This is a genomic window from Streptomyces sp. cg36 (genome assembly GCF_041080675.1).
Lineage (GTDB): Bacteria > Actinomycetota > Actinomycetes > Streptomycetales > Streptomycetaceae > Streptomyces.
Genome location: NZ_CP163520.1, coordinates 4,596,405 through 4,618,039, shown reverse-complemented (window position 1 = coordinate 4,618,039; position 21,635 = coordinate 4,596,405). Strand labels below are relative to the sequence as shown.

Annotated in this window: 19 protein-coding genes; 7 read left to right on the top strand and 12 right to left on the bottom strand. The window is 71.9% G+C overall.

The window, feature by feature from the left end:
- The first annotated feature begins 119 nt into the window (after positions 1–119).
- On the top strand, positions 120–572 hold the full coding sequence (mscL, locus tag AB5J87_RS20580; protein ID WP_369383600.1) for a large conductance mechanosensitive channel protein MscL: 453 nt from the start codon (positions 120–122) through the stop codon (positions 570–572).
- 19 nt (positions 573–591) lie between these two features.
- On the opposite strand, the gene AB5J87_RS20575 is transcribed toward mscL, so the two are convergent.
- From AB5J87_RS20575 to AB5J87_RS20535, 9 genes are all read right to left on the bottom strand, one after another.
- A complete protein-coding gene (locus tag AB5J87_RS20575) occupies positions 592–795 on the bottom strand; it encodes a hypothetical protein (protein ID WP_369378359.1) in 204 nt (67 codons plus the stop codon).
- 60 nt (positions 796–855) lie between these two features.
- A complete protein-coding gene (locus AB5J87_RS20570; protein ID WP_369378358.1) occupies positions 856–1,245 on the bottom strand; it encodes a hypothetical protein in 390 nt (129 codons plus the stop codon).
- Positions 1,242–1,886, bottom strand: a complete 645-nt coding sequence (locus tag AB5J87_RS20565) for a ubiquinol-cytochrome c reductase iron-sulfur subunit (protein WP_369383599.1) — start codon at positions 1,884–1,886, stop codon at positions 1,242–1,244. Before AB5J87_RS20565 ends, AB5J87_RS20570 begins: the two co-directional genes overlap by 4 nt.
- A 266-nt stretch (positions 1,887–2,152) precedes the next feature.
- A complete protein-coding gene (locus AB5J87_RS20560; RefSeq protein ID WP_369378357.1) occupies positions 2,153–2,752 on the bottom strand; it encodes a 4Fe-4S dicluster domain-containing protein in 600 nt (199 codons plus the stop codon).
- A gap of 8 nt (positions 2,753–2,760) precedes the next feature.
- Positions 2,761–5,055: a molybdopterin oxidoreductase family protein gene (locus AB5J87_RS20555; RefSeq protein ID WP_369378356.1), complete on the bottom strand. Its 2,295-nt coding sequence runs from the start codon at positions 5,053–5,055 to the stop codon at positions 2,761–2,763.
- Positions 5,052–6,098, bottom strand: a complete 1,047-nt coding sequence (locus AB5J87_RS20550; protein ID WP_369378355.1) for an MFS transporter — start codon at positions 6,096–6,098, stop codon at positions 5,052–5,054. The genes AB5J87_RS20555 and AB5J87_RS20550 overlap by 4 nt, the downstream gene beginning before the upstream one ends.
- A 184-nt stretch (positions 6,099–6,282) precedes the next feature.
- Positions 6,283–7,089: a pyruvate formate-lyase-activating protein gene (pflA, locus tag AB5J87_RS20545; RefSeq protein ID WP_369378354.1), complete on the bottom strand. Its 807-nt coding sequence runs from the start codon at positions 7,087–7,089 to the stop codon at positions 6,283–6,285.
- Positions 7,090–7,115: 26 nt separating this feature from the next.
- Positions 7,116–9,374 (bottom strand): formate C-acetyltransferase, encoded by a 2,259-nt coding sequence (pflB, locus tag AB5J87_RS20540; protein ID WP_369378353.1) that lies wholly within the window; start codon positions 9,372–9,374, stop codon positions 7,116–7,118.
- 104 nt (positions 9,375–9,478) lie between these two features.
- Entirely contained in the window at positions 9,479–10,915 is a 1,437-nt protein-coding gene (locus AB5J87_RS20535) for a NarK family nitrate/nitrite MFS transporter (protein WP_369378352.1), read from the bottom strand.
- 522 nt (positions 10,916–11,437) lie between these two features.
- Here AB5J87_RS20535 and AB5J87_RS20530 point away from each other — a divergent pair.
- The 5 genes from AB5J87_RS20530 to AB5J87_RS20510 all read left to right on the top strand — a co-directional run bounded on the left by AB5J87_RS20530 (position 11,438) and on the right by AB5J87_RS20510 (position 16,701).
- Complete coding sequence (locus AB5J87_RS20530; protein WP_369378351.1) at positions 11,438–12,592, top strand: low temperature requirement protein A; 1,155 nt, start codon at positions 11,438–11,440, stop codon at positions 12,590–12,592.
- Positions 12,585–13,607 carry a P1 family peptidase gene (locus AB5J87_RS20525; RefSeq protein WP_369378350.1) on the top strand — a complete coding sequence of 341 codons (1,023 nt, stop codon included), beginning with the start codon at positions 12,585–12,587 and terminating at the stop codon, positions 13,605–13,607. The genes AB5J87_RS20530 and AB5J87_RS20525 overlap by 8 nt, the downstream gene beginning before the upstream one ends.
- A 114-nt stretch (positions 13,608–13,721) precedes the next feature.
- Positions 13,722–14,987, top strand: a complete 1,266-nt coding sequence (locus AB5J87_RS20520) for an Ig-like domain-containing protein (protein ID WP_369378349.1) — start codon at positions 13,722–13,724, stop codon at positions 14,985–14,987.
- A 158-nt stretch (positions 14,988–15,145) separates the two neighbouring features.
- Positions 15,146–15,910 carry a DUF6227 family protein gene (locus AB5J87_RS20515; RefSeq protein ID WP_369378348.1) on the top strand — a complete coding sequence of 255 codons (765 nt, stop codon included), beginning with the start codon at positions 15,146–15,148 and terminating at the stop codon, positions 15,908–15,910.
- A 107-nt stretch (positions 15,911–16,017) separates the two neighbouring features.
- The gene (locus tag AB5J87_RS20510; protein WP_369378347.1) at positions 16,018–16,701 is read left to right on the top strand and encodes a VC0807 family protein; all 684 of its coding nucleotides are present in this window, start codon (positions 16,018–16,020) and stop codon (positions 16,699–16,701) included.
- A gap of 79 nt (positions 16,702–16,780) precedes the next feature.
- On the opposite strand, the gene AB5J87_RS20505 is transcribed toward AB5J87_RS20510, so the two are convergent.
- A complete protein-coding gene (locus AB5J87_RS20505) occupies positions 16,781–18,319 on the bottom strand; it encodes an MFS transporter (protein WP_369378346.1) in 1,539 nt (512 codons plus the stop codon).
- 62 nt (positions 18,320–18,381) lie between these two features.
- Here AB5J87_RS20505 and AB5J87_RS20500 point away from each other — a divergent pair, with 62 nt between their 5' ends.
- Positions 18,382–19,359 carry a helix-turn-helix transcriptional regulator gene (locus AB5J87_RS20500; RefSeq protein WP_369378345.1) on the top strand — a complete coding sequence of 326 codons (978 nt, stop codon included), beginning with the start codon at positions 18,382–18,384 and terminating at the stop codon, positions 19,357–19,359.
- 139 nt (positions 19,360–19,498) lie between these two features.
- Here the strand turns inward: AB5J87_RS20500 and AB5J87_RS20495 are convergent, their stop codons facing one another.
- Both AB5J87_RS20495 and AB5J87_RS20490 read right to left on the bottom strand, forming a co-directional pair.
- Positions 19,499–20,494: an RNA polymerase sigma factor RpoD/SigA gene (locus AB5J87_RS20495; RefSeq protein ID WP_369378344.1), complete on the bottom strand. Its 996-nt coding sequence runs from the start codon at positions 20,492–20,494 to the stop codon at positions 19,499–19,501.
- Positions 20,495–20,862: 368 nt separating this feature from the next.
- The gene (locus tag AB5J87_RS20490) at positions 20,863–21,624 is read right to left on the bottom strand and encodes a dioxygenase (RefSeq protein WP_369383598.1); all 762 of its coding nucleotides are present in this window, start codon (positions 21,622–21,624) and stop codon (positions 20,863–20,865) included.
- Positions 21,625–21,635: the final 11 nt, after the last annotated feature.

Genomic DNA, 21,635 nt, shown 5'->3' with positions numbered 1-21,635 from the left:
GTACGCGGATTGGACAGTCCGGCCATGCGCTGACGTAGGTTGCGGAACGGTTTGCTCCACCCCCTGCACCTGCGAAGAGAGGCTCCCTCGTGACCAACGAGAAGAAGAGCGACGGCGTCATGGCGGGCTTCAAAGCCTTCCTGTTGCGCGGCAATGTGATCGACCTGGCCATCGCGGTGGTCATCGGCGCCGCGTTCACCACCATCGTGAACTCGGTCGTGAAGGGCGTCATCAACCCGTTGGTGGGCGCGTTCGGGACGAAGGACCTGAACAGCTACAGCTCGTGCCTGAAGGGCCCCTGCCAGTTCGACGAGAAGACGGGCGAGGCCGTCTCCGGCATCCCGATCATGTGGGGCATGGTCCTCAGCGCGGTGCTGAGCTTCATCATCACGGCGGCCGTCGTCTACTTCCTGATGGTCCTGCCGATGGCCAAGGTCCTGGCCAAGCGCGCACAGCAGGACAAGGCGAAGGAAGGCGTGCAGGAGACCATGGAGATCAGCGAGCTGGAGGTGCTGAAGGAGATCCGCGACGCGCTGATCTCCCAGCGCGGCACCGGACACAGCACCCCCTAGGGCGCCTCGTCCAGCGGCTTCAGATGTGGTGGGGCGGCTTCTCGTCGAGGAAGCGCGCCAGATCGGCGGCGCTGCCGGCCGCCGGTGCCCGCTCGCCCCACCCGCGGTCCGTGTCGTCCGACGACTGCTGGTCCAGCGGATCGTCGAAGACCAGCTTGGGCCGGGGCCGGGGCTCGGCCGCGGGCTTCGGCTCGTGCGGTCCGGAGGCGGGGGCGGTACTCATAGGACAAGGGTACGGCGAGGGCGCGGGGCCGGCCGCGCCCCGCGTCCCGACCGCGCCCCCTCAGCGGTCCTCCGGGTCGAGCAGCCACAGCCCGAGGACCACGAGGAAGGAAAGCCCCAGGAACCCGGTCCCCCACCACGCGGTGCCGGTGTGGCCCTTCATCCACTCGTCGACGACCACCGAGAGCCCCCAGAGCTGGCCCACCACCACGGTGATCGCCAGGGCGAGGCGGGCCGTCAGCTTCGAGGACCGCTCGGGCTCCTGCTCGGTGCCCGCGCCCGGACCGGGCCCGGTGTGCCGGATCCGGGGGTCGCCGTAGCCGCTGGTGGCGCGGATCTGGGGATACCGCTCGTGGACCGGGCGGTTGAGCCGGGGCTGGACGCTCCCGGGGGTGTACGGGGGGCCGGAGGGGACGGAGCCGTCGCCACCCGGGCCGGTGCCGGTGCTCATGTCCGCTCACTCCTCTCGGTCGCGGGCCCGGCCCCGGGGCAGCCGATCCGGGCCGCCATGTCCGGGCGGCGGTCGCCGAACTGCCGGCACATGGCGTCCTTGACGCTCTCGCCGGAGCGGGTGGTGGCCACGGCCCAGACGCTGCCGTCGATCTCCTCCACGAGGAGCACCTTCGGCAGCGGGCGGGGCGGCGGCCCGGCGGTCACCTCGCCGGTGCGGGCGTCGAAGACGCCTTCGTGGCAGGGGCAGTAGAGCTCGCCCTCGTTGCCCCGGTCCTCGCGCCACAGCACCGCGCAGGCGAGGTGCGTACAGACGGCGGAGTAGCCGACGAGGGTGCCGTCCTTGAGGCGGACGGCGACCGCCCGGTCGTCCTCTCCGGGGAAGCGGAAGGCGATCGACTGGCCGGGGGCGAGCCGCTCGGCGACGCGTTTGGCCTTGGGCGCCTCGGCCTGGTCGCCGTGCCGGTGCAGCACGCCTCCGGCGACCGCCACCCCGCCGATGGCGAGCCCACCGGAGACGGTGGTCACGATCCGCAGATAGTCGCGGCGGGTGGTCAGGGAGTCGGCGGAGACCCGGTCGTGCAGGGCTTCGCGCGCGGGGTCGGGCCAGGGCGGCGCGGCCACGGCCGTGCCGGTGCCCACGGCGCTCCCGGCCCCTTCCGGACCGCCCGCGCCACCGGCTCCGGCCGCGCCGCCCGCTCCCGCCGTGGCGCCCTGCCCGGTGGCGTCCGGGCCGCCGGGCCGCCCCGCCAGGTCGGCACGGCTCTCCGAAGCCCCCGCAGGTCCCACCGGTCCCGAAGGTGCCGGCGGTCCCGAAGGCGCCGGAGATCCCGGAGGCCCGGCGGAATCCGCCGGGCCCGGTCGGCCCTGCGGGTCGTCCTCCGCGGGCGGGGGCGGTTCGGGTGTGTTCATCGGACGGCCTTTCCGTTCACCTCGACGATCGGGAGGCCGCCGGGGACCGGCCACTGCACCTTGTCGGCGGGGACGACCATCGCCACCCCGGTGGAGACGACGACATCGCCGAACGTGAAGGAGTCGGCGACCTGCACCCCGGGGCGCTCCGCGCGGAGCTCGTCGAGGGTGCCGTAGAAGAGCGCCCCGGTGGGGCAGACCGTGGCGCACATGGGGGCGAGCCCGTAGGCGGTGCGGTCGTAGCAGAGGTTGCACTTCATCTGCAGCTTCGCCTGGAGGTCGATCTTCGGTACGCCGAAGGGGCAGGCGTTGACGCAGTTGGCGCAGCCGATGCAGCGGGTGGTGTCGGCCTGCTGCACCACCCCGTCGGCGGTGACCAGGATCGCGTCGGCGGGACACACCTCGGCGCAGGGGGCCACCGGGTCCTCGCAGTGCATGCAGACCGTGGGAAGGGAGGCGACCGAGTGCCCCTCGTCGGGGTAGTCGAGATGGATCATGGATTTGCCCCGGTGCGAGTCGCACTCGCGGCAGGCCGAGACGCATGCCTGGCAGCCGATGCACCGGCCCGGGTCGATGAAGATCGTTCTGCCCATCATGGCGGGCGTCAGCCCCTCTCGGCGGTGCCGCGCCCCTGGGGGGACGTGGGCGGCAGCGGGTCGGTGCGGGAGACCTGGGCATCCGGGTAGGCCACATGGCCGGGCGCGGTCGGGGGCGCCGGGACCTCGTCGATCCGGTCTCCGGGTTCGATGCGGCAGGCGCAGACCTTGTACTCGGGGATCTTCGACCGGGGGTCGAGGGCGTCGATGGTGAGCGCGTTGGCCGCGGTGGGCACCGGCCAGTGGTACGGGATGAAGACGGTGTCGGGGCGGATCGCCTCGGTGACCAGGGCGGGGAAGACCTCGCTGCCGCGCCGGGTGACGACGCGGACCGGGTCGCCGTTGCGGAAGCCGTGCGAGGGGTGGACCTCGACCCAGGGGCGCGGGGTCTGCTCGACCAGGGCGCCGAGCCTGCGGGTCTGGTTGCCGGAGAGGAAGTGGGCCACGGTGCGGCCGGTGGTGAGGGAGAGGGGGTGCTCGTCGTCGTACGGGTCCATGGGCGGGTGCCATTCGACGACCTGCATATGGATCTTGCCGTCGGGGTGCCAGGTGCGGCCGTCCTCGAAGAGGCGCGGGGTGCCCGGATGGTCCGTGGTGGGGCAGGGCCAGACGATGCCGCCGGTCTCCTCCAGCCGCTCGTAGGTGATGCCGAAGTAGTCGTTGACCGTTCCGGCGGAGGCGGCGCGCAGTTCGTCGAAGACCTCGCGCGAGCCGGGGAAGGCGAACTTGGCCCCGGCGCCCAGGCGTTGGGCGAGCTGGCAGATGACCCAGGTGTCGGTGCGCACTCCGGCGGGTGGCTCCTGGGCCTTGTTGTGCTTGACCACCCGGGCCTCGGCGTTGGCCATCACGCCCTCGTCCTCGGCCCAGGTGGTGACGGGGAAGACCACATGCGCGTTGGCCGCGGTCTCGGAGAGGAAGAAGTCGAATTGGGCGTGGAATTCGAGGCTGTCGTAGCCGTCCTTGACGGTCGCGTAGTTCGGGAGGGAGACGAAGGGGTTGTTGCAGATGCCGATGAGGCCGCGGATCTCCTGGCGGCGCATCTGATGGACCATTTCCATCATCGAGGTTCCGGCGGGCGGGAGTTCGGACTCCTCGATGCCCCAGATCTCGCAGATCTGGCGGCGGTGTTCGGGGTTGCTGATGGAGCGCCCGCCCGGCAGCAGGTCGGACTTCTGGCCGTGCTCACGGCCGCCCTGGCCGTTGCCCTGGCCGGTGATGGTGCCGTACCCGGCGCCGGGCTTGCCGAGGTTGCCGGTGGCGACGCAGAGGTTGATCACCGTGAGGCAGTTCTCGACGCCCTGCGAGTGGTGCTCGATGCCCCGGGCGTGCCAGGCCATGGCCTTGGGGGCGCGGCCGAAGGTGCGGGCGACCTCCACGATCTGGGCGGCCGGGATCCCGCAGATCTCGGCGGCCCGCTCGGGGGGATACTCGGCGGCCTTCTCGCGGACCTCCTCCCAGCCCGTGGCGCGGGCGCCGACGAACGCCTCGTCGTCCAGCTCCTCCTTGATGATCACGTGGAGGACGGAGTTGAAGAACGCCGAGTCGGTGCCGGGCTTGAGGGCCACATGGATGTCGGCGGTGCGGGCGATCGCCGTCTCGCGCGGGTCGACCACGATCAGGGTGGCCCCGCGGTCCCGGGCGCCCCACACGTACTGGGTCATGACGGGGAAGCACTCCCCGACGTTGGACCCGGCGATGAGCAGGCAGTCGGTGAGGAGGATGTCGGAGAAGGGGTTGGCGGCCCGGTCGATGCCGAAGGCGAGCTTGTTGGCACCCGCCGCGGAGACCATGCACAGCCGGCCGTTGTAGTCGACGTGCCGCGTCCGGAGCGCGACCCGGGCGAACTTGCCGACCAGATACGTCTTCTCGGAGAACAGGCTGGCCCCGCCGAGCAGCCCGAAGGAGTCGTTGCCGTGGGCGGCCTGGATGCGGCGGACCTCGGCGGCCGTGTGGTCCAGGGCCTCCTCCCAGGAGACCTCCCGGAACGGCTCGTCGCGGGAGCGGCGCAGCAGTGGCGCGGTCAGCCGGTCGGGGTGGTTGACCTGCTGGTAGGCGTTGATGCCCTTGGGGCACAGCCGCATGCGGTTGATGTCGTGGTTGCGCGGCTCGACGCCGAAGACCTTGCCGCCCCGGTCGACGCGGAGATACATCCCGCACTGGACTCCGCAGAAGCAGCAGTGGGTGGGGACGAGGGTCTCGCCGTTCTGGTCGGCGTGCCAGCGGTCGGCCGGGATGCCCCCCGCGTCCCGGAAGTTGCGAGTGCCGGGCGGGGCGAGGGACGGATCCAGGGGGAGCCGGTTCACTTGTAGCCCTTCTTGACGTGGCTGAGGTACGCGGTGCCGCGCAGCACCCGCTTGCAGCGCGGGCAGTACTCGGCCCAGGCGTCGAAGCCGAGCTCCAGGTCGCGCATGGTTCCGCGCAGGTTCTCGACGTAGGGGGCCGTGTCGATGGGCTCCGAGCAGCGGCGGCAGGCGAAGACCTGCTCGTCCTGGCGGGCGTTGTACTTGAACAGCTGCATCCCGACGGCGGCGGGGCGCTGGACGATGTGGAAGAACTTCCCGAACGGGATGTAGATGAGGGTCACCACCACCGACACCATGTGCAGGACCGCCAGGAACGCGTAGCCCCCGCCGTGCAGGAAGATCGACGAGAAGGTGAGGAGGAGGCCGGTCACGGAGATGACGATCAGCAGGATCAGCGGCACCAGGTCGTAGGCGAAGCGCTGGCCGGTGATCGCGCCGCGGTCCTTCATCCGGCGCCACAGGAAGTACGAGGCGCCGGGGATGACCAGGACGGCGGCGATGTCCAGGCCGTGGAACATCAGCCAGCCGACGACGTTCAGCGCGTTGAAGCCGAGGACCTTGAAGCCCCAGACGCGCATCTCGTAGCCAGGTCCGGACCCGGTCGAGGAGGTGAACGTGAACCAGCCCCAGGTCAGCGGGAACGTGATCGCGGCGGCCAGCAGACAGCCCCAGAAGATCAGCTGGTGGGCGGCCCAGCGGGCGTGCGAGCGGGCGCCGAGGAACTTCTGGAAACCGAGGTAGGTGGCGGCCATCTTCGGCAGGGCGGTGGGGGCCCGCCGGAAGGCGGCGGCGGAGAAGAGGCTGCGCCAGCCCTGCTTGAAGAGGCGGCGGGCGCCCGGGGAGGAGATCCACACGGTGTAGCGGTAGGCGACGCCGAAGGCGAGGAAGACGGTGGCGCACGCGTACGGCAGGAGGGCGGAGTCGAAGTCCTTCAGTCTGCGGCTGCCGAAGACGATGGCGAGGATCAGCAGAAGGGAGACGGCGGTTCCTGCGGCGGTCGCGCGCAGCGCGACGGAGGGCCTGGCTGCGGGTGGCTCGGTCACCCGGCCACCGTAGGTCGATATGGGTGGTTATCACCCGTTTTGCTGGTCGATGGGGTGAAGCCTTCAGCCGGATGGCAGGCCCCGGGTGGGCCCCTGGGCGACCCTCGGGCGGACAACGGCCGGGCCCCGGGCAGTCAGACGGCGTGCGGTCCCGGGCGGTCAGACGGCGTGCGGTCCCGGGCGGTCAGACGACGTGCAGGCCGTGGGCGGTGAAGACCGCGCGGGCTCCGGCCAGCGCCTCGGCGGCCGGGGGCGGCGTGTCGTGGAGGGTGAAGGCGCGGCCGAGCGCCTGCCACTTCGCCTCGCCGAGCTTGTGGAAGGGCAGGACGTCGACGCGCGAGACATTGCCGAGGGAGGCGGCGAAGGCGGCGACGCCCTCGATGTTGGCGGGGTCGTCGGTCAGGCCCGGGACCAGTACGAACCGTATCCACACGGTCTGCCCGAGGTCGGCCAGGCGGCGGGCGAAGTCCAGGGTGGGCCGCAGGGGGCGGCCGGTCACCTTCCGGTAGGTGTCCGGGTGCCAGGACTTGAGGTCCAGGAGCACCAGGTCGACATCGCGCAGCAGGGCGTCGGTGGCGCGGGCGCCGAGGAAGCCGGAGGTGTCGAGCGCGGTGTGCAGCCCGAGCTCGTGCTTCATCCGGTGCAGCAGTTCCCCGGCGAAGACGGGCTGCAGCAGGGGTTCGCCCCCGCTGATGGTGGCGCCGCCCCCGGCGGCGGCGATGAACGTCGTGTACTTGCGGGCCTCGGCGATCACCTCGTCCGCCGAGGTGCGCCGGCCGGAGCGCATCCGCCAGGTGTCGGGGTTGTGGCAGTAGAGACAGGTGAGGGGACAGCCGGAGAGGAAGGTGACGAAGCGGCTGCCGGGGCCGTCGACGCCGGTCGACAGGTCCCAGGAGTGGACCGAGCCCTCGGCGGCGCGGTGGGTGGCGGCGGCGGCCGGGGTGGCGGCCGGGGCCACCACCGCCCGGGGCCGCCGGGTGAGCGTGGTCATGACGGGCTCCCCTGGGTCCGCGCGGCTCAGAGCGAGCCGTGGAAGGTGCGGTTGATGACGTCGAGCTGCTGCTCGCGCGTCAGCCGTACGAAGTTGACGGCGTATCCGGAGACGCGGATGGTCAGCTGCGGGTGGTTCTCCGGATGGGCCATGGCGTCCTCCAGGGTCGCCCGGTCCAGGACGTTGACGTTCATGTGGAAGCCGCCGCTCGCCATGAAGCCGTCGAGGACGCCGCCGAGGTTGGCGGTGCGCTCCTCGGGGGTGCGGCCCAGGGCGTCCGGGGTGATCGTGTTGGTCAGCGAGATGCCGTCCTCGGCGTCGTCGTAGGGGAGCTTGGCGACGGAGAGGGCGGAGGCGATGTAGCCGTGCTCGTCGCGGCCGTTCATCGGGTTGGCGCCCGGGGCGAACGGGGCGCCCGCGCGGCGGCCGTCGGGGGTGTTGCCGGTCTTCTTGCCGTAGACGACGTTGGAGGTGATCGTGAGCACGGACTGGGTGTGCACCGCGTCGCGGTAGGTGGGGTGGCGGCGCACCTTGGCCATGAAGTCGTGGACGAGCCGGCGGGCGAGGTCGTCGGCGCGGTCGTCGTTGTTGCCGTACGCGGGGTACTCCCCCTCGACGGCGTAGTCCACGGCCAGCCCGGTGTCGTCGCGGATCACCCGCACGCGGGCGTGCTTGATGGCGGAGAGGGAGTCGACGGCGACCGAGAGCCCGGCGATGCCGCAGGCCATGGTGCGCAGGACACGGCGGTCGTGCAGGGCCATCTCGATGCGCTCGTAGGCGTACTTGTCGTGCATGTAGTGGATGACGTTGAGGGCGTGGACGTAGGTCCGGGCGAGCCAGTCGAGCATCCGGTCGTACTGGGCGGCGACCGTCTCGTACTCCAGGTACTCGTCGGTGATCGGCTCGAAGCCCTCGGCGACCAGGGCGCCGGACTTCTCGTCCCGGCCGCCGTTGATCGCGTACAGCAGGGCCTTGGCGACGTTGACGCGGGCGCCGAAGAACTGCATCTGCTTGCCGACCGCCATGGCGGAGACGCAGCACGCGATGGCGGTGTCGTCGCCGTACTTGGGGCGCATCAGCTCGTCGGACTCGAACTGGAGGGCGCTGGTGTCGATGGCGACCCGGGCCGCGTACTCCTTGAAGGCCGCGGGCAGCCGGCTCGACCAGAAGACGGTGAGGTTGGGTTCGGGGGCCGGGCCGAGGTTGTAGAGGGTGCGCAGGGCGCGGAAGGTCGTGCGGGTGACCAGCGGGCGGCCGTCCTCGCCGAGGCCCGCCATGGACCAGGTGACCCAGGTGGGGTCGCCGGAGTAGAGCTCGTTGTACTCGGGGGTGCGCAGGAAGCGGACGATGCGGAGCTTGATGACGAAGTCGTCGATGAACTCCTGGGCCTCGGACTCGGTGAGGGTCCCGGCGTCCAGATCGCGCTGGAGGTAGATGTCGAGGAAGCTGTCGATGCGGCCCAGCGACATGGCCGCGCCGTTCTGCTCCTTCACGGCGGCGAGATAGCCGAAGTAGAGCCACTGGACGGCCTCGCGGCCGGTGGTGGCGGGGCCCGAGATGTCGTACCCGTACGACAGGGCCATGGCCTTGAGCTCGGTCAGGGCCCTGATCTGCTCGGCGGTCTCCTCGCGGTCGCGGATGACGTGCTCGGTGGGCCACTCGGCGGCCAGCTCGGCCAGCCCGGCCCGCTTGTCCTGGATGAGGCGGTCGATGCCGTAGAGGGCGACGCGGCGGTAGTCGCCGATGATGCGGCCCCGGCCGTAGGCGTCGGGGAGGCCGGTGATGATGCCGGAGGAGCGGCAGGCGCGGATCTCGGGGGTGTAGGCGTCGAACACGCCGTCGTTGTGGGTCTTGCGCAGCTGGGTGTAGACGTCCCGGACGTCGGGGTCGGCCTCGTGTCCGTACGCGTTCAGGGCGTTCTCGACCATGCGCCAGCCGCCGTTGGGCATGATCGCGCGCTTCAGCGGGGCGTCGGTCTGCAGGCCCACGATCAGGTCGAGGTCGGGGTCGATGTAGCCGGGGGCGAAGGCGTCGATGCGGGAGGGGGTGTGCGGGTCGACGTCGTGGATGCCGCGGGCGTTCTCGACCGGGAACATCGCCCGGAGCCGGTCCCAGACGGCGGTGGTGCGGGCGGTGGGACCGGCGAGGAAACCGGCGTCGCCCTCGTACGGGGTGTAGTTGCGCTGGACGAAGTCGCGGACGTCGATGGCCTCGCGCCAGGGCCCGTCCCGGAAGCCGTGCCAGGCTTCGCCGTTCACCGTCGTCTGGTCCGCGGCCACCGTCATGGCGGGCACCTTTCGCAGTCGTCGTCCGTTGGGAAGTTCAGGAAGTGCGGGGGGAGTTGGAGGGGGAGCGGGAGAGGGGGGCCGCCGGGGCCCGGCCGCCCGGCTCAGGAGGGGGCTTCGGCCGACTTGCGGGCGTAGTAGTACCAGGCCACCACCACGCAGCTGGCGTAGAAGGCCACGAAGCCCCACATCGCGCCGGTCACCGAGAAGTTGGCGAACATGGCGGGGATGAAGAAGAAGCCGTAGGCGGCGATCGCCGAGGTGAAGCCGGTGACCGCGCCCGCCTCGACCTCGGACTGCCGCAGCGCCCGGGCGTACTCGGCGGTGCCCGGCTCCAGGCCCTTGAGGTGCTGGTTGCGGAAGATCACCGGGATCTGGCGGAACGTGGAGCCGTTGCCGATCCCGGAGAAGAGGAAGGCGGCCAGGAAGCAGCCGAAGAAGCCGTAGAAGTCGCCGGTGGAGGAGCCGGCGGGGAGGAAGGAGATGACGCCGATGATCGAGAGCGCCATGCCCACGAACGAGATGATCGTGACGCGCGCGCCGCCCAGCCGGTCCGCGATCCAGCCGCCCGCCCAGCGGGCCAGCGCGCCCAGGGCCGGGCCCATCCAGGCGTAGGTCGCCACGGAGTAGCCGGGGAACGTCGTCTTGATCAGCAGCGGAAGCGCGGCGGCGAAGCCGATGAACGAGCCGAAGGTGCCGACGTAGAGCCAGGTCATCAGCCAGTTGTGCTTGCGCCGGAAGATGATCTTCTGGCGGCTGAACGGAGTGGCGGCCACCTTCAGGTCGTTCTGGCCGAACCAGGCGACCAGCGCGAGGACGACCACGACCGGCACCCACAGGAAGGCCGCGTTCTGGAGGTACACGGGCGTGCCGTCGGCCTTGTGCTGGGCCGAGCCGACCGCGATCACCGAGGACGTGATCACCAGGGGGGTGACCAGCTGGACCACCGAGACGCCCAGGTTGCCGAGGCCGCCGTTGACGCCCGTCGCGTTGCCCTTCTCCTTCTTCGGGAAGAAGAAGCCGATGTTGGCGAGGGAGGAGGCGAAGTTGGCGCCGCCGATGCCGCAGAGCGCGGCGATGCAGACCATGACGGCGTAGGGGGTCGTCGGGTCCTGGATGGCCACGCCCAGCCAGACGAGGGGGACGATCAGGACGATGGTGGAGAGGGCGGTGAAGCGGCGCTGGCCGATCATCGGGCCGAGGAAGGTGTAGAGGATCCGGGAGGAGCCGCCGGTCAGGCCCGGGATCGCGGTCAGCCAGAAGAGCTGCGAGGTGCTGAAGCCGAAGCCGACGTCCGTGAGGTTGGTGGCGGTGACCGACCACACCTGCCAGACGACGAACGCGACGAGCAGGGCCGGGACGGCGATCCACAGGTTGCGGCGGGCGACCTTGCGGCCCACCGACCGCCAGAAGAGCTCGTCCTCCGGTTCCCAGTGGGTGATCGTCCGGCCGGGCCGGTACTGGTCCGGGCGCTCGCGGTACGAGGACGGGTCCGGGGGCGCGCCCGCCGTCGTCGGCCGGTCTTGAAGGACGGAACTCATGGTGGATCCCAGGGGGGTGAGACGAGTCCTGACACATCCAGCGTCTGCCTCGGGCGGACCCGGAACGAGAGACGAAGGCCATCGGCCGGGCGGCCGTAGGTCCCGGCGCGGGATGCCCTTGGACAGGGCCGCACGCCACGGTCCGAGGACCCGGACGGCACGCGGCCGACGGCGCCCGGGCGCGGCCGGGCATGGCCGCGCGGCCGGTCCGCCCGGCCGACGGGTCCAACGGGTCCAACGAACCCAACGGACCCAACCGGTCCAACGGGACCGACGGGCACGCAGGGGCCGACGAGACAGACAGGGCCGACGGGCGCGGCCGGTCCGCCCGGACGCCTGCGGCCGACGCGCACGCCGGGTCCGCCCGGCCCAACAGGCCCGACCAGCCCGACCGGCCCAACCGGCCCGACACGCCCGACACGCCCGACCGGACCCGCCTGCCGCTCCGGACCGTCCCCCCGCCGTGGGGACACGCGGTTCGAACCGCCTCCGTGGCGGTCCGGGTCTGTTCTCCTAGGGCCCATGCCCCGCATGACCGCACGCAGCCGCCACGAGGAACACCGCGCCGCGACGCCGCTGGAACTGTTCTTCGACCTCTGTTTCGTCGTCGCCGTCGCCCAGGCCGGTGCCCGGCTGGTCCACTCGCTGGCCGAGGGCCACCTCGGGCACGGGCTGGCCGGCTATCTGGCGGTGTTCTTCGCCATCTGGTGGGCGTGGATGAACTTCACCTGGTTCGCCTCCGCCTACGACAGCGACGACGTGCTCTACCGCCTGGTCACCCTGGTGCAGATCGCCGGGGTGCTGATCCTGGCCGCCGGGGTGCCCCGGGCCTTCGACCGGAGCGACTTCGGCGTGTGCATCGTCGGCTACGTCGTGATGCGCCTCGCCCTGACCAGCCAGTGGCTGCGCGCCGCGCACAACGCGACGGACGCCGCCGAGTGCCGGATGGCGCGGCTGTACGCGGCCGGGCTGGTGGTGTGTCAGCTCGGCTGGATCGGGCTGCTGTTCGTCCCGGACCCGGTGCGGCCCTGGGCGTTCGTGGTGCTGGCCGTCGCCGAGCTGTGCGTACCGGTGGTCGCCGAGCGGGGGTCCCAGACCACCTGGCACCCGCACCACATCGCCGAGCGGTACGGGCTGTTCACCCTGATCGTGCTCGGCGAGACGGTGGCCGCCGCCACCGTCGCCGTACAGCAGGCGCTGGACGAGCACGAGGCGCTGGGCGAGCTGCTGCCGCTGGCCGGGGGCGGGCTGCTGATCGTCTTCGCCGCCTGGTGGATCTACTTCGCGGTGCCCATCGCCGGGCATCTGAGCTCCAACCGGCGGGCGTTCGTCTGGGGGTACGGCCACTTCGTCGTCCTCGGGTCGGCCGCCGCGATCGGGGCCGGGATGGAGGTCGCGGTGGAGCAGGCGGTCGGCAAGGCGCACATCTCCACGGCGGCGGCCTCGGCCTCGGTCACCGTGCCCGCGGCGCTGTTCCTGCTGACGGTGTGGGCGCTGCACGCCCGGCACTTCAAGCGGACCCCGGTCCAGCAGCTGACGCTTCCGGCGGCGGCGCTGGCGATCCTGGCGTGCACCTTCGCCGGGGAGCGGGCGGTGCTCCTCGCCGGTGTGGCCGCCGCCGCCACGGTGGCCCTCGGGGTGACGCTGAGCAGGCGTACGGTCGAGGGTCATGACTGACACCACGCGAACGGCCGCGGCGCGCGACTCCCTGACCGATGTGGCCGGACTGCTGGTCGGGCACGCCTCGGTGCCCGGCCCCGGCGCCCTGAGCGGGACGACCGTCGTCCTCGCCCCGCCCGCGGGCGCGGTGGCCGCCGTGGACGTGCGCGGCGGCGGCCCCGGCACCCGGGAGACGGACGCGCTGGACCCGCGCAACCTCGTCGAGCGCGTGCACGCCGTGGTGCTGACCGGCGGCAGCGCGTTCGGCCTGGACGCGGCGGGCGGGGTGATGGCCTGGCTGGAGGAGCGCGGGCGGGGCGTGCCGGTGGGGCCCGAACCGCACCAGGTCGTCCCGGTGGTCCCCGCGGCCTGCCTCTTCGACCTGGGCCGCGGCGGCGACTGGCGGGCCCGGCCGGACGCGGCGACCGGCCGCGCCGCCGCCGAGGCGGCCGGGACCGAGGTGGCCGAGGGCGGCGTCGGCGCCGGGACGGGCGCGGTGGTGGGCGGGCTGAAGGGCGGGGTCGGCACGGCGAGCACGGTGCTGCCCTCGGGCGTGACGGTGGGCGCGCTGGTGGCGGTCAACGCGGTGGGCTCGGCGTTCGACCCGGACACGGGCGCGCTGTACGGGCTGACGGGCCGGTGCGCGTACCCCGCGCGGGCCGTGCACGAGGCCGCCGCGGAGCGGCTGGCGGCGGCCCTCGCGGCCTCCGGCCCGCCGCCCCTGAACACCACGCTGGCGGTGGTCGCCACCGATGCCGCGCTCACCCGGGCGCAGGCGCAGAAGCTCGCGGGCACCTCGCACGACGGTCTGGCCCGCGCCCTGCGGCCGGTCCATCTGATGCACGACGGCGACACGGTCTTCGCCCTGGCGACCGGCGAGCGGGAGCCGCTGCCGGGGCTGGCGCTGAACGCGGTGCTCACGGCGGGCGCCGAGGTCGTGGCGCGCGCGATCACCAAGGCGGTGCTCGCGGCGGAGGGGGTGGCGGGGGCCGGTGGGACGTTTCCGTCCTACCGGGACCTGTACGGGAGTTGAGGGCCGCCCCGGGCGGCGGTGTGGCGTGAGTCACTCCCGCGTCCCGCAACCGTCACGGCCGTCCCGGCGCTCTGTGCACGTACTGGAACGACGTACGCACAGATGGAGCAGCCCGTGACTTCGCCCGCCACCGCCGCGCAGCCGCAGCCCCGCACCCCGCAGCACCTGCGCAACCGGCGGCGGGCGCTCGCCGCCGCGTCCGCGCTGCTGCTCGGCGCCCTGACCCTGACCGCCTGCGGCGGCAGCGCCTCGGGCAGCGACAAGAACGACGGCAAGGGGAGTTCGGACGCCGCCGCCGCCAAGGACGCCTCCACGCTGAAGATCACCATCTCGGCGAAGGACGGCTCGTCCAACGCCAGCATCAACAGCACGGCCGTCACCGCGCAGGGCGGCAGGCTCACCCGGGTCGCGATGACCGAGGCCCAGTCCGGCAAGGCGGTGACCGGGGCGCTGGCCGCCGACGGGCTGTCCTGGAAGCCCGCGCAGAAGCTGGAGCGCGGCACCCAGTACAAGATCATGGCGACCGGCCAGGACGACAAGGGGCGCTCCGCGACCGAGAACTCGTCCTTCACCACGGTCTATTCGAAGAACAGCTTCATCGGCACCTACACGCCGGACGGCGGCTCGACGGTCGGTGTGGGCATGCCGGTCTCGTTCAGCTTCGACAAGCCGATCACCGACAAGAAGGCGGTCCAGTCGCACATCACGGTCACCTCCAGCAGCGGCCAGCAGGTGGTCGGCCACTGGTTCGACGGCCAGCGCCTGGACTTCCGGCCGCAGGACTACTGGAAGGCCGGCTCCAAGGTCACGATGAAGATCGCGCTGGACGGGGTGCAGGGCGCCAAGGGCGTCTACGGCGTGCAGTCCAAGACGGTCACCTTCACCGTCGGCCGCAACCAGGTCTCCACCGTCGACGCCAAGACGCAGATGATGACGGTGCAGCAGGACGGAAAGACGGTGAAGACGATCCCGGTCTCCACCGGCAGCGCCGAACACACCACGTACAACGGGCAGATGGTGATCTCGGAGAAGTTCACCGAGACGCGGATGAACGGGGCGACCGTCAATTTCGGTGGCGAGTACGACATCAAGGACGTACCGCACGCCATGCGCCTGTCCACCTCGGGGACCTTCATCCACGGCAACTACTGGTACAAGGGCAACCCGTTCGGCAATGCGGGAACCAGCCACGGCTGTGTCGGCCTGCGGGACGTCCAGGGCGCGCAGGGGGACACCCCTGCCAAGTGGTTCTTCGACCACTCGCTGATCGGCGACGTGGTGACCGTGAAGGGCTCCCCGGACAAGACGATCGCCCCCGACAACGGCCTGAACGGCTGGAACATGGCATGGTCCGCCTGGCAGGCGGGTAGCGCCGTATAGTCGCCCGACCAGGGTCCGGCCCGGCGCACCGCCCCGGGCCGGCTCCCCTGCCGTTCCAAGCCGATGAGAATGTTTCGGCCATGCCCCCTGCGCGAAGCGCCCCCAGGGGCTACGTTGAGCACCCTCTACGTGACGAACAGCTACGGCGGGGAGACGTCTTGGTGCCCAAGGAGTGCGAGTACGAGACGGCCGAGGACCACCTGACCGGCCTGCTCGGCCGTGCGCTGAACTCGTTCGACCTGCCGGACGAGCTGGTCGAGAGCCTCGACTCGGCCCTCGCGCACACCACTTCACTGCATTCGTCGCTGCACGCCTCCGGCGGCCCGGGCCGCCCCCGGCTCAGCCGCGAGACCCACCGCCACACCTATCTCCTCCTGGACGGCACCACGGTCACGCTCTGGGAGCTGGTCTACGACCGGGGCAACGAGGTGTACGCGGACGAGGAGAGCGCCCGGCTGGCCGCCGCCCGGCTGCGCGGGCGGCTGCGGCCCGACCTCTCCCCCGGCTTCGCCGAGGACGACGTGGAACCCGGCTGCGCGACCGTGGAGTTCCTCGGCGGGCCGGCCCCGGTGGCGCCGCCCGGGGTGACGCGGGCGTACGAGCCGGACCGCTCGGCCGACCACGCGCGGCGGCTGCTGCGCCGCGCCGAGAACCCGGACCGGCCCGGCGAGCGCGTGGCCCGGTCGCTGCGGGGCGCGTTCGCCCACCGCATCAGCCGGGCGCTGGGCGACCCGGGCCGGGCGGGCGGCCGGGACGGCGGCTGCATCCTCTACGAGCACGCGTTCCTGCTGCTCGACGGGAGCGAGCTGAGCCTGTGGGAGGTCGAGCACACGGCGACGCCGGACGGCACCCACATGTGCGAGGTGTACGCGGCGGAGCCGGCCGCGCGGGCCGCCATGGCCCGCCGGACCCAGGTTTCCTGACGCTCCATCAGCCTTATTTCAGCGACAGGTTTCCGCCACACCCCCTTCGCTCCTTATGATTCCGCCGATCCGACCGGTACCGGTCGGCGGGGGAAAGGGAGTTCGGCATGTCCAGTGCCGGTCATGGCAAGACAGTGCTGCTCACATGGGGGCCGACGATTCTGTTCAGCGTCGTGCTGCCCTGGATCACCTATGGGGTGCTCACGGACCACGGCATGGGCGAGGTGCCCGCGCTGCTGCTGATCTCGGCGTGGCCCCTGGCCGAAATGGGGCTCTACTACGGGCTGCACCGGCGGCTCGACGAGTTCGGCGTGATGATCCTGATCACGCTGCTGCTGAGCGCGGTGAGCGCGCTCGCCTACAACAGCGCCAAGCTGCTGTTCCTGAAGGACTCGGCGCTGACCGGTCTGCTCGGCCTGGCGTTCCTCGTCAGCCTGACGCTGAAGCGGCCGCTGATCTTCTACTTCGGCCGGAAGTTCGCCACCGACGGCACCGCCGAGGGCGTGGCCAAGTGGAACGCCAACTGGGATCTGTACCCGGGCTTCCGGGCCGCCCAGCGGCGGCTGACGGTGGTCTGGGGCGCGGCCTTCCTGGCCGAGGCGGGCGTGAAGGCGGCGCTGGTCTACGTACTCGACACCGACACCATGGTCGGCGTCTCCAACGCGCTGCCGTTCGTGGTCCTGGGCGCGCTGATGTTCCACACCATCCGCACCGGCAAGAAGGGCCGGGCCCGGATGGAGCGAGCCGAGCGGGAGCGGGCCGAGCACGAGGCCGCGCGGGCCGCGGTCTGACCAAGGGCGACGGGCCCGGCCGGAGGAATGGTCCTCCGGCCGGGCCCGTCGTCGTGCGGCCGTCGTCGTACGGCCTCCGTCACGGGGTGAGCGCGGGCTCCTTGGCCGTCTCGGGCGCCGCGTCGGCCGCGCCGCCCTCCAGGTGCTGCTTGGGCTTGGCCGGGAGCAGGAACATCCCGATGAAGATCACCGCGCAGACGCCGGTGACGACCCACAGCGAGCGCTGGAAGGCGTGCGAGAAGGCCGGGCCGATCTCGGCGAGCCGCAGGTTGTCGTCGATCGCGCCGAAGAAGACCACCGACACCAGGCCCAGACCCAGCGCGTTGCCCATCTGCTGCACCGTGTTGATCAGGCCGGAGGCCGAACCCGCGTGCTCCTGCGGGACCTCGGAGAGGACCGCGTCGGTGAGCGGCGCGACGACCAGGCCCATGCCGATGCCGAGGACCACCAGCGGCAGCGCCATCTGCCAGGGCTTGATGTCCGTACCGAAGTGGTGGGCCTCCCAGATGTAGGTCAGGAAGCCGAGGGCGGTGATCAGGGCGCCCGCCTGGAGCACCTTGCGACCGAACTTCGGGACCAGCGACTGCACCGACATGCCCGCCGCGGCCGACATGGCGATGGAGAACGGGATGCCCGTCAGACCGGCGCGCAGCGCGCTCCAGCCCAGGCCGATCTGCATGTACAGCGTCCAGACCAGGAAGAAGATGCCCATCGCGAGACCGAAGGTCAGCTGCACCGCGATGCCGGCCGCGAAGCTCTTGACCCGGAACAGCGACAGCTCCACCAGCGGCGAGCCGTCCTTGCCCGCCTTGTACCGCTCGTAGACCACGAGGCCGCCGAAGACGAGCACGCTGCCGGCCATCGAGAGGTGGCCCCACAGCGGCCAGCCCAGCTCACGGCCGCGGGTCAGCGGGTAGAGCAGCATCAGCAGGCCGAGGGTGACCAGGGCGACGCCGACGAGGTCGAGCTTGAGCGCCTTGGGCGCCTTGGACTCGGAGATGAACCGGGCGCCCAGGAGCAGACCCGCGATGCCGACCGGCAGGTTGATCAGGAAGATCGGGCGCCACTCCAGGCCGAACAGGTTCCACTCGGTGAGCAGCGCGCCCAGGATCGGGCCGGAGACCGCGCCCAGGCCGATGACCGCGCCGAACATGCCGAAGACCTTGCCGCGCTCCTCCGCCGGGAAGGTCGCGTGGATGATCGAGAGCACCTGCGGCACCATCAGGGAGGCCATGGCGCCCTGGAGGATGCGGGAGGCCACCAGCATCTCCGGGTTGGCGGCGAAGCCGCAGAGCGCGGAGGCGATGGTGAAGCCGGTCATGCCTATGAGGAACAGCCGCTTGCGGCCGTGGATGTCGCCGAGACGGCCGCCGGTGATGAGACCGGCGGCGAACGCCAGGGCGTACCCCGCGGTGATCCACTGGATCGAGGCGAAGGTCGCGCCGGTGTCCTTCTGGATCGAGGGGATGGCGACGTTGACGATCGTGACGTCGACCAGGTCCATGAAGGCCGCGGTCATCACGATGGCCAGGGCGAACCACCGGCGGCGGTCGGTCACGGCGGTCGCCGCGGCGCTCGCGGCGGTGTCTTCGGGGGGACTGGTCGTGGTGGAGGTCATGAGGAGTAAGTTAGACCGGATCTAGGTCAGATCGCGTCCTAATTTTCCGGGATCCTGGAGCCATGACGGACACCCCCGCACGACTGCTCCAGCTGCTGTCCCTGCTCCAGACGCCCCGCGAGTGGCCCGGCGGGGAGCTCGCCGACCGGCTCGGGGTCTCGCGCCGCACGGTCCGCCGGGACGTGGACCGGCTGCGGGAGCTCGGCTATCCGGTCCAGGCGACGCTGGGCGCGGACGGCGGCTACCGGCTGGTGGCCGGGAAGGCGATGCCGCCGCTGGTCCTGGACGACGAGGAGGCGGTGGCCATCGCGGTGGGGCTGCGGGCGGGCGCCGGGCACGCGGTGGACGGGGTGGAGGAGGCGTCCGTACGGGCGCTCGCCAAGCTGGAGCAGGTGCTGCCGTCCCGGCTGCGGCACCGGGTCGCCACGCTGCAGGCCGCGACGACGCCGCTGACCGCCTGGCGGGGCGACGGGGCGAGCGTCGATCCGCACACGCTCACCGTGATGGCCTCGGCCGTCACCGGCACCGAGCGGCTGCGGTTCGCCTACCGCAAGGGCGACGGCAGCGAGTCCCGCCGCCAGGTCGAGCCCTACCGGCTGGTGTCGACGGGGCGGCGCTGGTACCTCGTGGCGTACGACGTGGAGCGCGAGGACTGGCGTACGTTCCGGGTCGACCGGGTGGCGTCGCCGCTGCCGACCGGGGCCCGGTTCACGCCCCGGGAGCTGCCGACCGGGGACGCCGCGGAGTTCGTGAGCCGGTCGCTGTCACGGATGCAGCCGACGCTGGACCTGGACGTCACCTTCGAGGCGCCCGCCGACTTCGTGGCGGCGCGGCTGTCCGGCTCGATGGGGGCGCCGGTGGCGCTCTCGCCGGGCCGCTGCCGGCTGCGGGCCCCGGTCACCGACTCGCTGGAGTGGGTGGCGGTCCGGCTGGCGCTGGTGGACTGCGAGTTCTCGGTGGAGGGGCCGGACGCCCTCGTCGCGTATCTGGCGGACCTGGGGGCGCGGCTGTCCCGGGCGGCGGGCCCCGAGCCGGAGTGAGGCGGGGCCCCCGGCGCCAGGGGGGGAGAGGCGCCGGGGGCGGGAGCCTCCGGCACCAGGGGGGGGAGGTGCCGGGGCTCGTTCTGGGGGGCGGGCTGCGGGCCGGGGCGAGGGGAGCGGCCGGCCCGCGCGCCGCCGGTCAGGCCGCCGCGTCGAAGCCCGTGTCGCGGGCCATCTTCTTCAGTTCGAGCAGCGCGTGCTTCTCGATCTGGCGGATCCGCTCGCGGGTCAGACCGTGCTCCTTGCCGACCTCGGTCAGCGTGCGCTCGCGGCCGTCGTCGATCCCGTACCGCATCTTGATGATCGAGGCGGTGCGCTGGTCCAGCTTGCCGATCAGGTCGTCGAGCTCCTCGCTGCGCAGCAGCGTGAGCACCGACTGCTCGGGGGAGATCGCCGACGTGTCCTCCAGCAGGTCGCCGAACTGGGTCTCGCCCTGGTCGTCGACCGCCATGTTGAGCGAGACCGGGTCGCGGGCCCAGTCCAGGACGTCGGTGACCCGCTCCGGGGTGGAGCCCAGCTCCGCCGCCACCTCGGCCGCCTCCGGCTCCCTGCCGTTCTCCCTGTTGAACTCGCGCTGGACGCGGCGGATGCGGCCCAGCTCCTCCACCAGGTGGACGGGGAGGCGGATGGTGCGGGACTGGTCGGCTATCGAACGCGTGATGGCCTGGCGGATCCACCACGTCGCGTACGTCGAGAACTTGAAGCCCTTGGCGTAGTCGAACTTCTCCACCGCGCGCACCAGGCCCGCGTTGCCCTCCTGGATCAGGTCGAGCAGGGGCAGGCCCGCCCTCGGGTAGCGCCGGGCGACGGCGACGACGAGGCGGAGGTTGGAACGGATGAAGAGGTCCTTGGCGCGCTCCCCGGCGGCGGCCAGGGCTTCGAGCTCCTCCTCGGAGGCGCCGCCCGCCTTGCTCTCCACCTCGCCGTCGAGGATCTGGCGTGCGTACACACCGGCCTCGATGGTCTGGGAGAGCTCGACCTCCTTGGCGGCGTCGAGCAGCGGCGTCCGCGCGATCTCGTCGAGGTACATCCCGACCAGGTCGCGGTCGGCGATCTCCCCGCTGACGGCGCGAGCACTGCTCCCCGAGTCGGATCCGCTGGTGGCGGTCCTACGGGCGACGGCGCGGGTTGCCATGCGTGCTCCCTTGCTGTGTAGGTCGCGACACCCTCCCGGGTGCCCTGCATTCGATGGAAACAACGGCTGGAATCCGGACAGAATTCCCGCCCCGCCCATCGATTTTCCGGATCATGCAGTACCCTGTGCCGCCACCAGTGACGTACGGATGCCGCGGAACGTACAGAGGTGCAGGTCAGACCCGGTGCCGAGACCTCGATTACCCGGGTGCGCCCACCTGTCACATGAGACCGGCGTCACACCCGAAACAGTTGCCTTCGGCCCGGGAGGGCCCCGTCCCCGTTCGCCCTCTCCACCCCTGAAGACGGCCCGCACCGCCTTCTGGTTGCTCAGGATGTCCAAACTGCCCGAATTCCCGGGCGCCCGTCTCAGCCGAACTGCACCGAGCGCTTGGCCAGCCCCATCCAGAAGCCGTCGATCACGCTCCGGACGCCGTCCAGCTCGTCCCGCGCGGCGCCCAGGGTCACGAAGAGCGGGGCGAAGTGCTCGGTGCGCGGATGGGCGAGACGGCCCGCCGGGGCCTTGCGCGCGAAGTCGAGCAGCGCGTCCACGTCGGCGGCGGCCAGCGCCCGCGCGCCCCAGTCGTCGAACTCGGCCGACCAGCCGGGCACCCCGCCGCCCGGATGGCGCAGCGCGGCCAGGTTGTGGGTGAAGAAACCGCTGCCCACGATCAGCACGCCCTCGTCGCGCAGCGGCGCCAGCCTGCGGCCGATGGCCATGAGCTCCTGGGGGTCGAGGGTGGGCAGGGAGATCTGGAGCACGGGGATGTCGGCGGCGGGGAACATCTCCTTCAGGGGAACGTAGGCGCCGTGGTCCAGGCCGCGGTCGGGGACGCCCTGGACGGGCGTCCCCGCGCGCCGCAGCAACTTCCGTACACTGTCCGCGAGTTCCGGGGCGCCGGGAGCGGCGTAGCGGACCTGGTAGTAGTGCTCGGGGAAGCCCCAGAAGTCGTACACCAGCGGGACCGTCTCGACCGCCCCCAGGGCGAGGGGGGCCTCCTCCCAGTGGGCGGAGACCATCAGGACCGCCCGGGGGCGGGGCAGCCCGGCCGACCAGGCGGCGAGCTCGCCGGGCCAGACGGGGTCGTCGGCGAGCGGCGGGGCGCCGTGCGAGAGGTAGAGCGCGGGCATCCGTCCGCCGG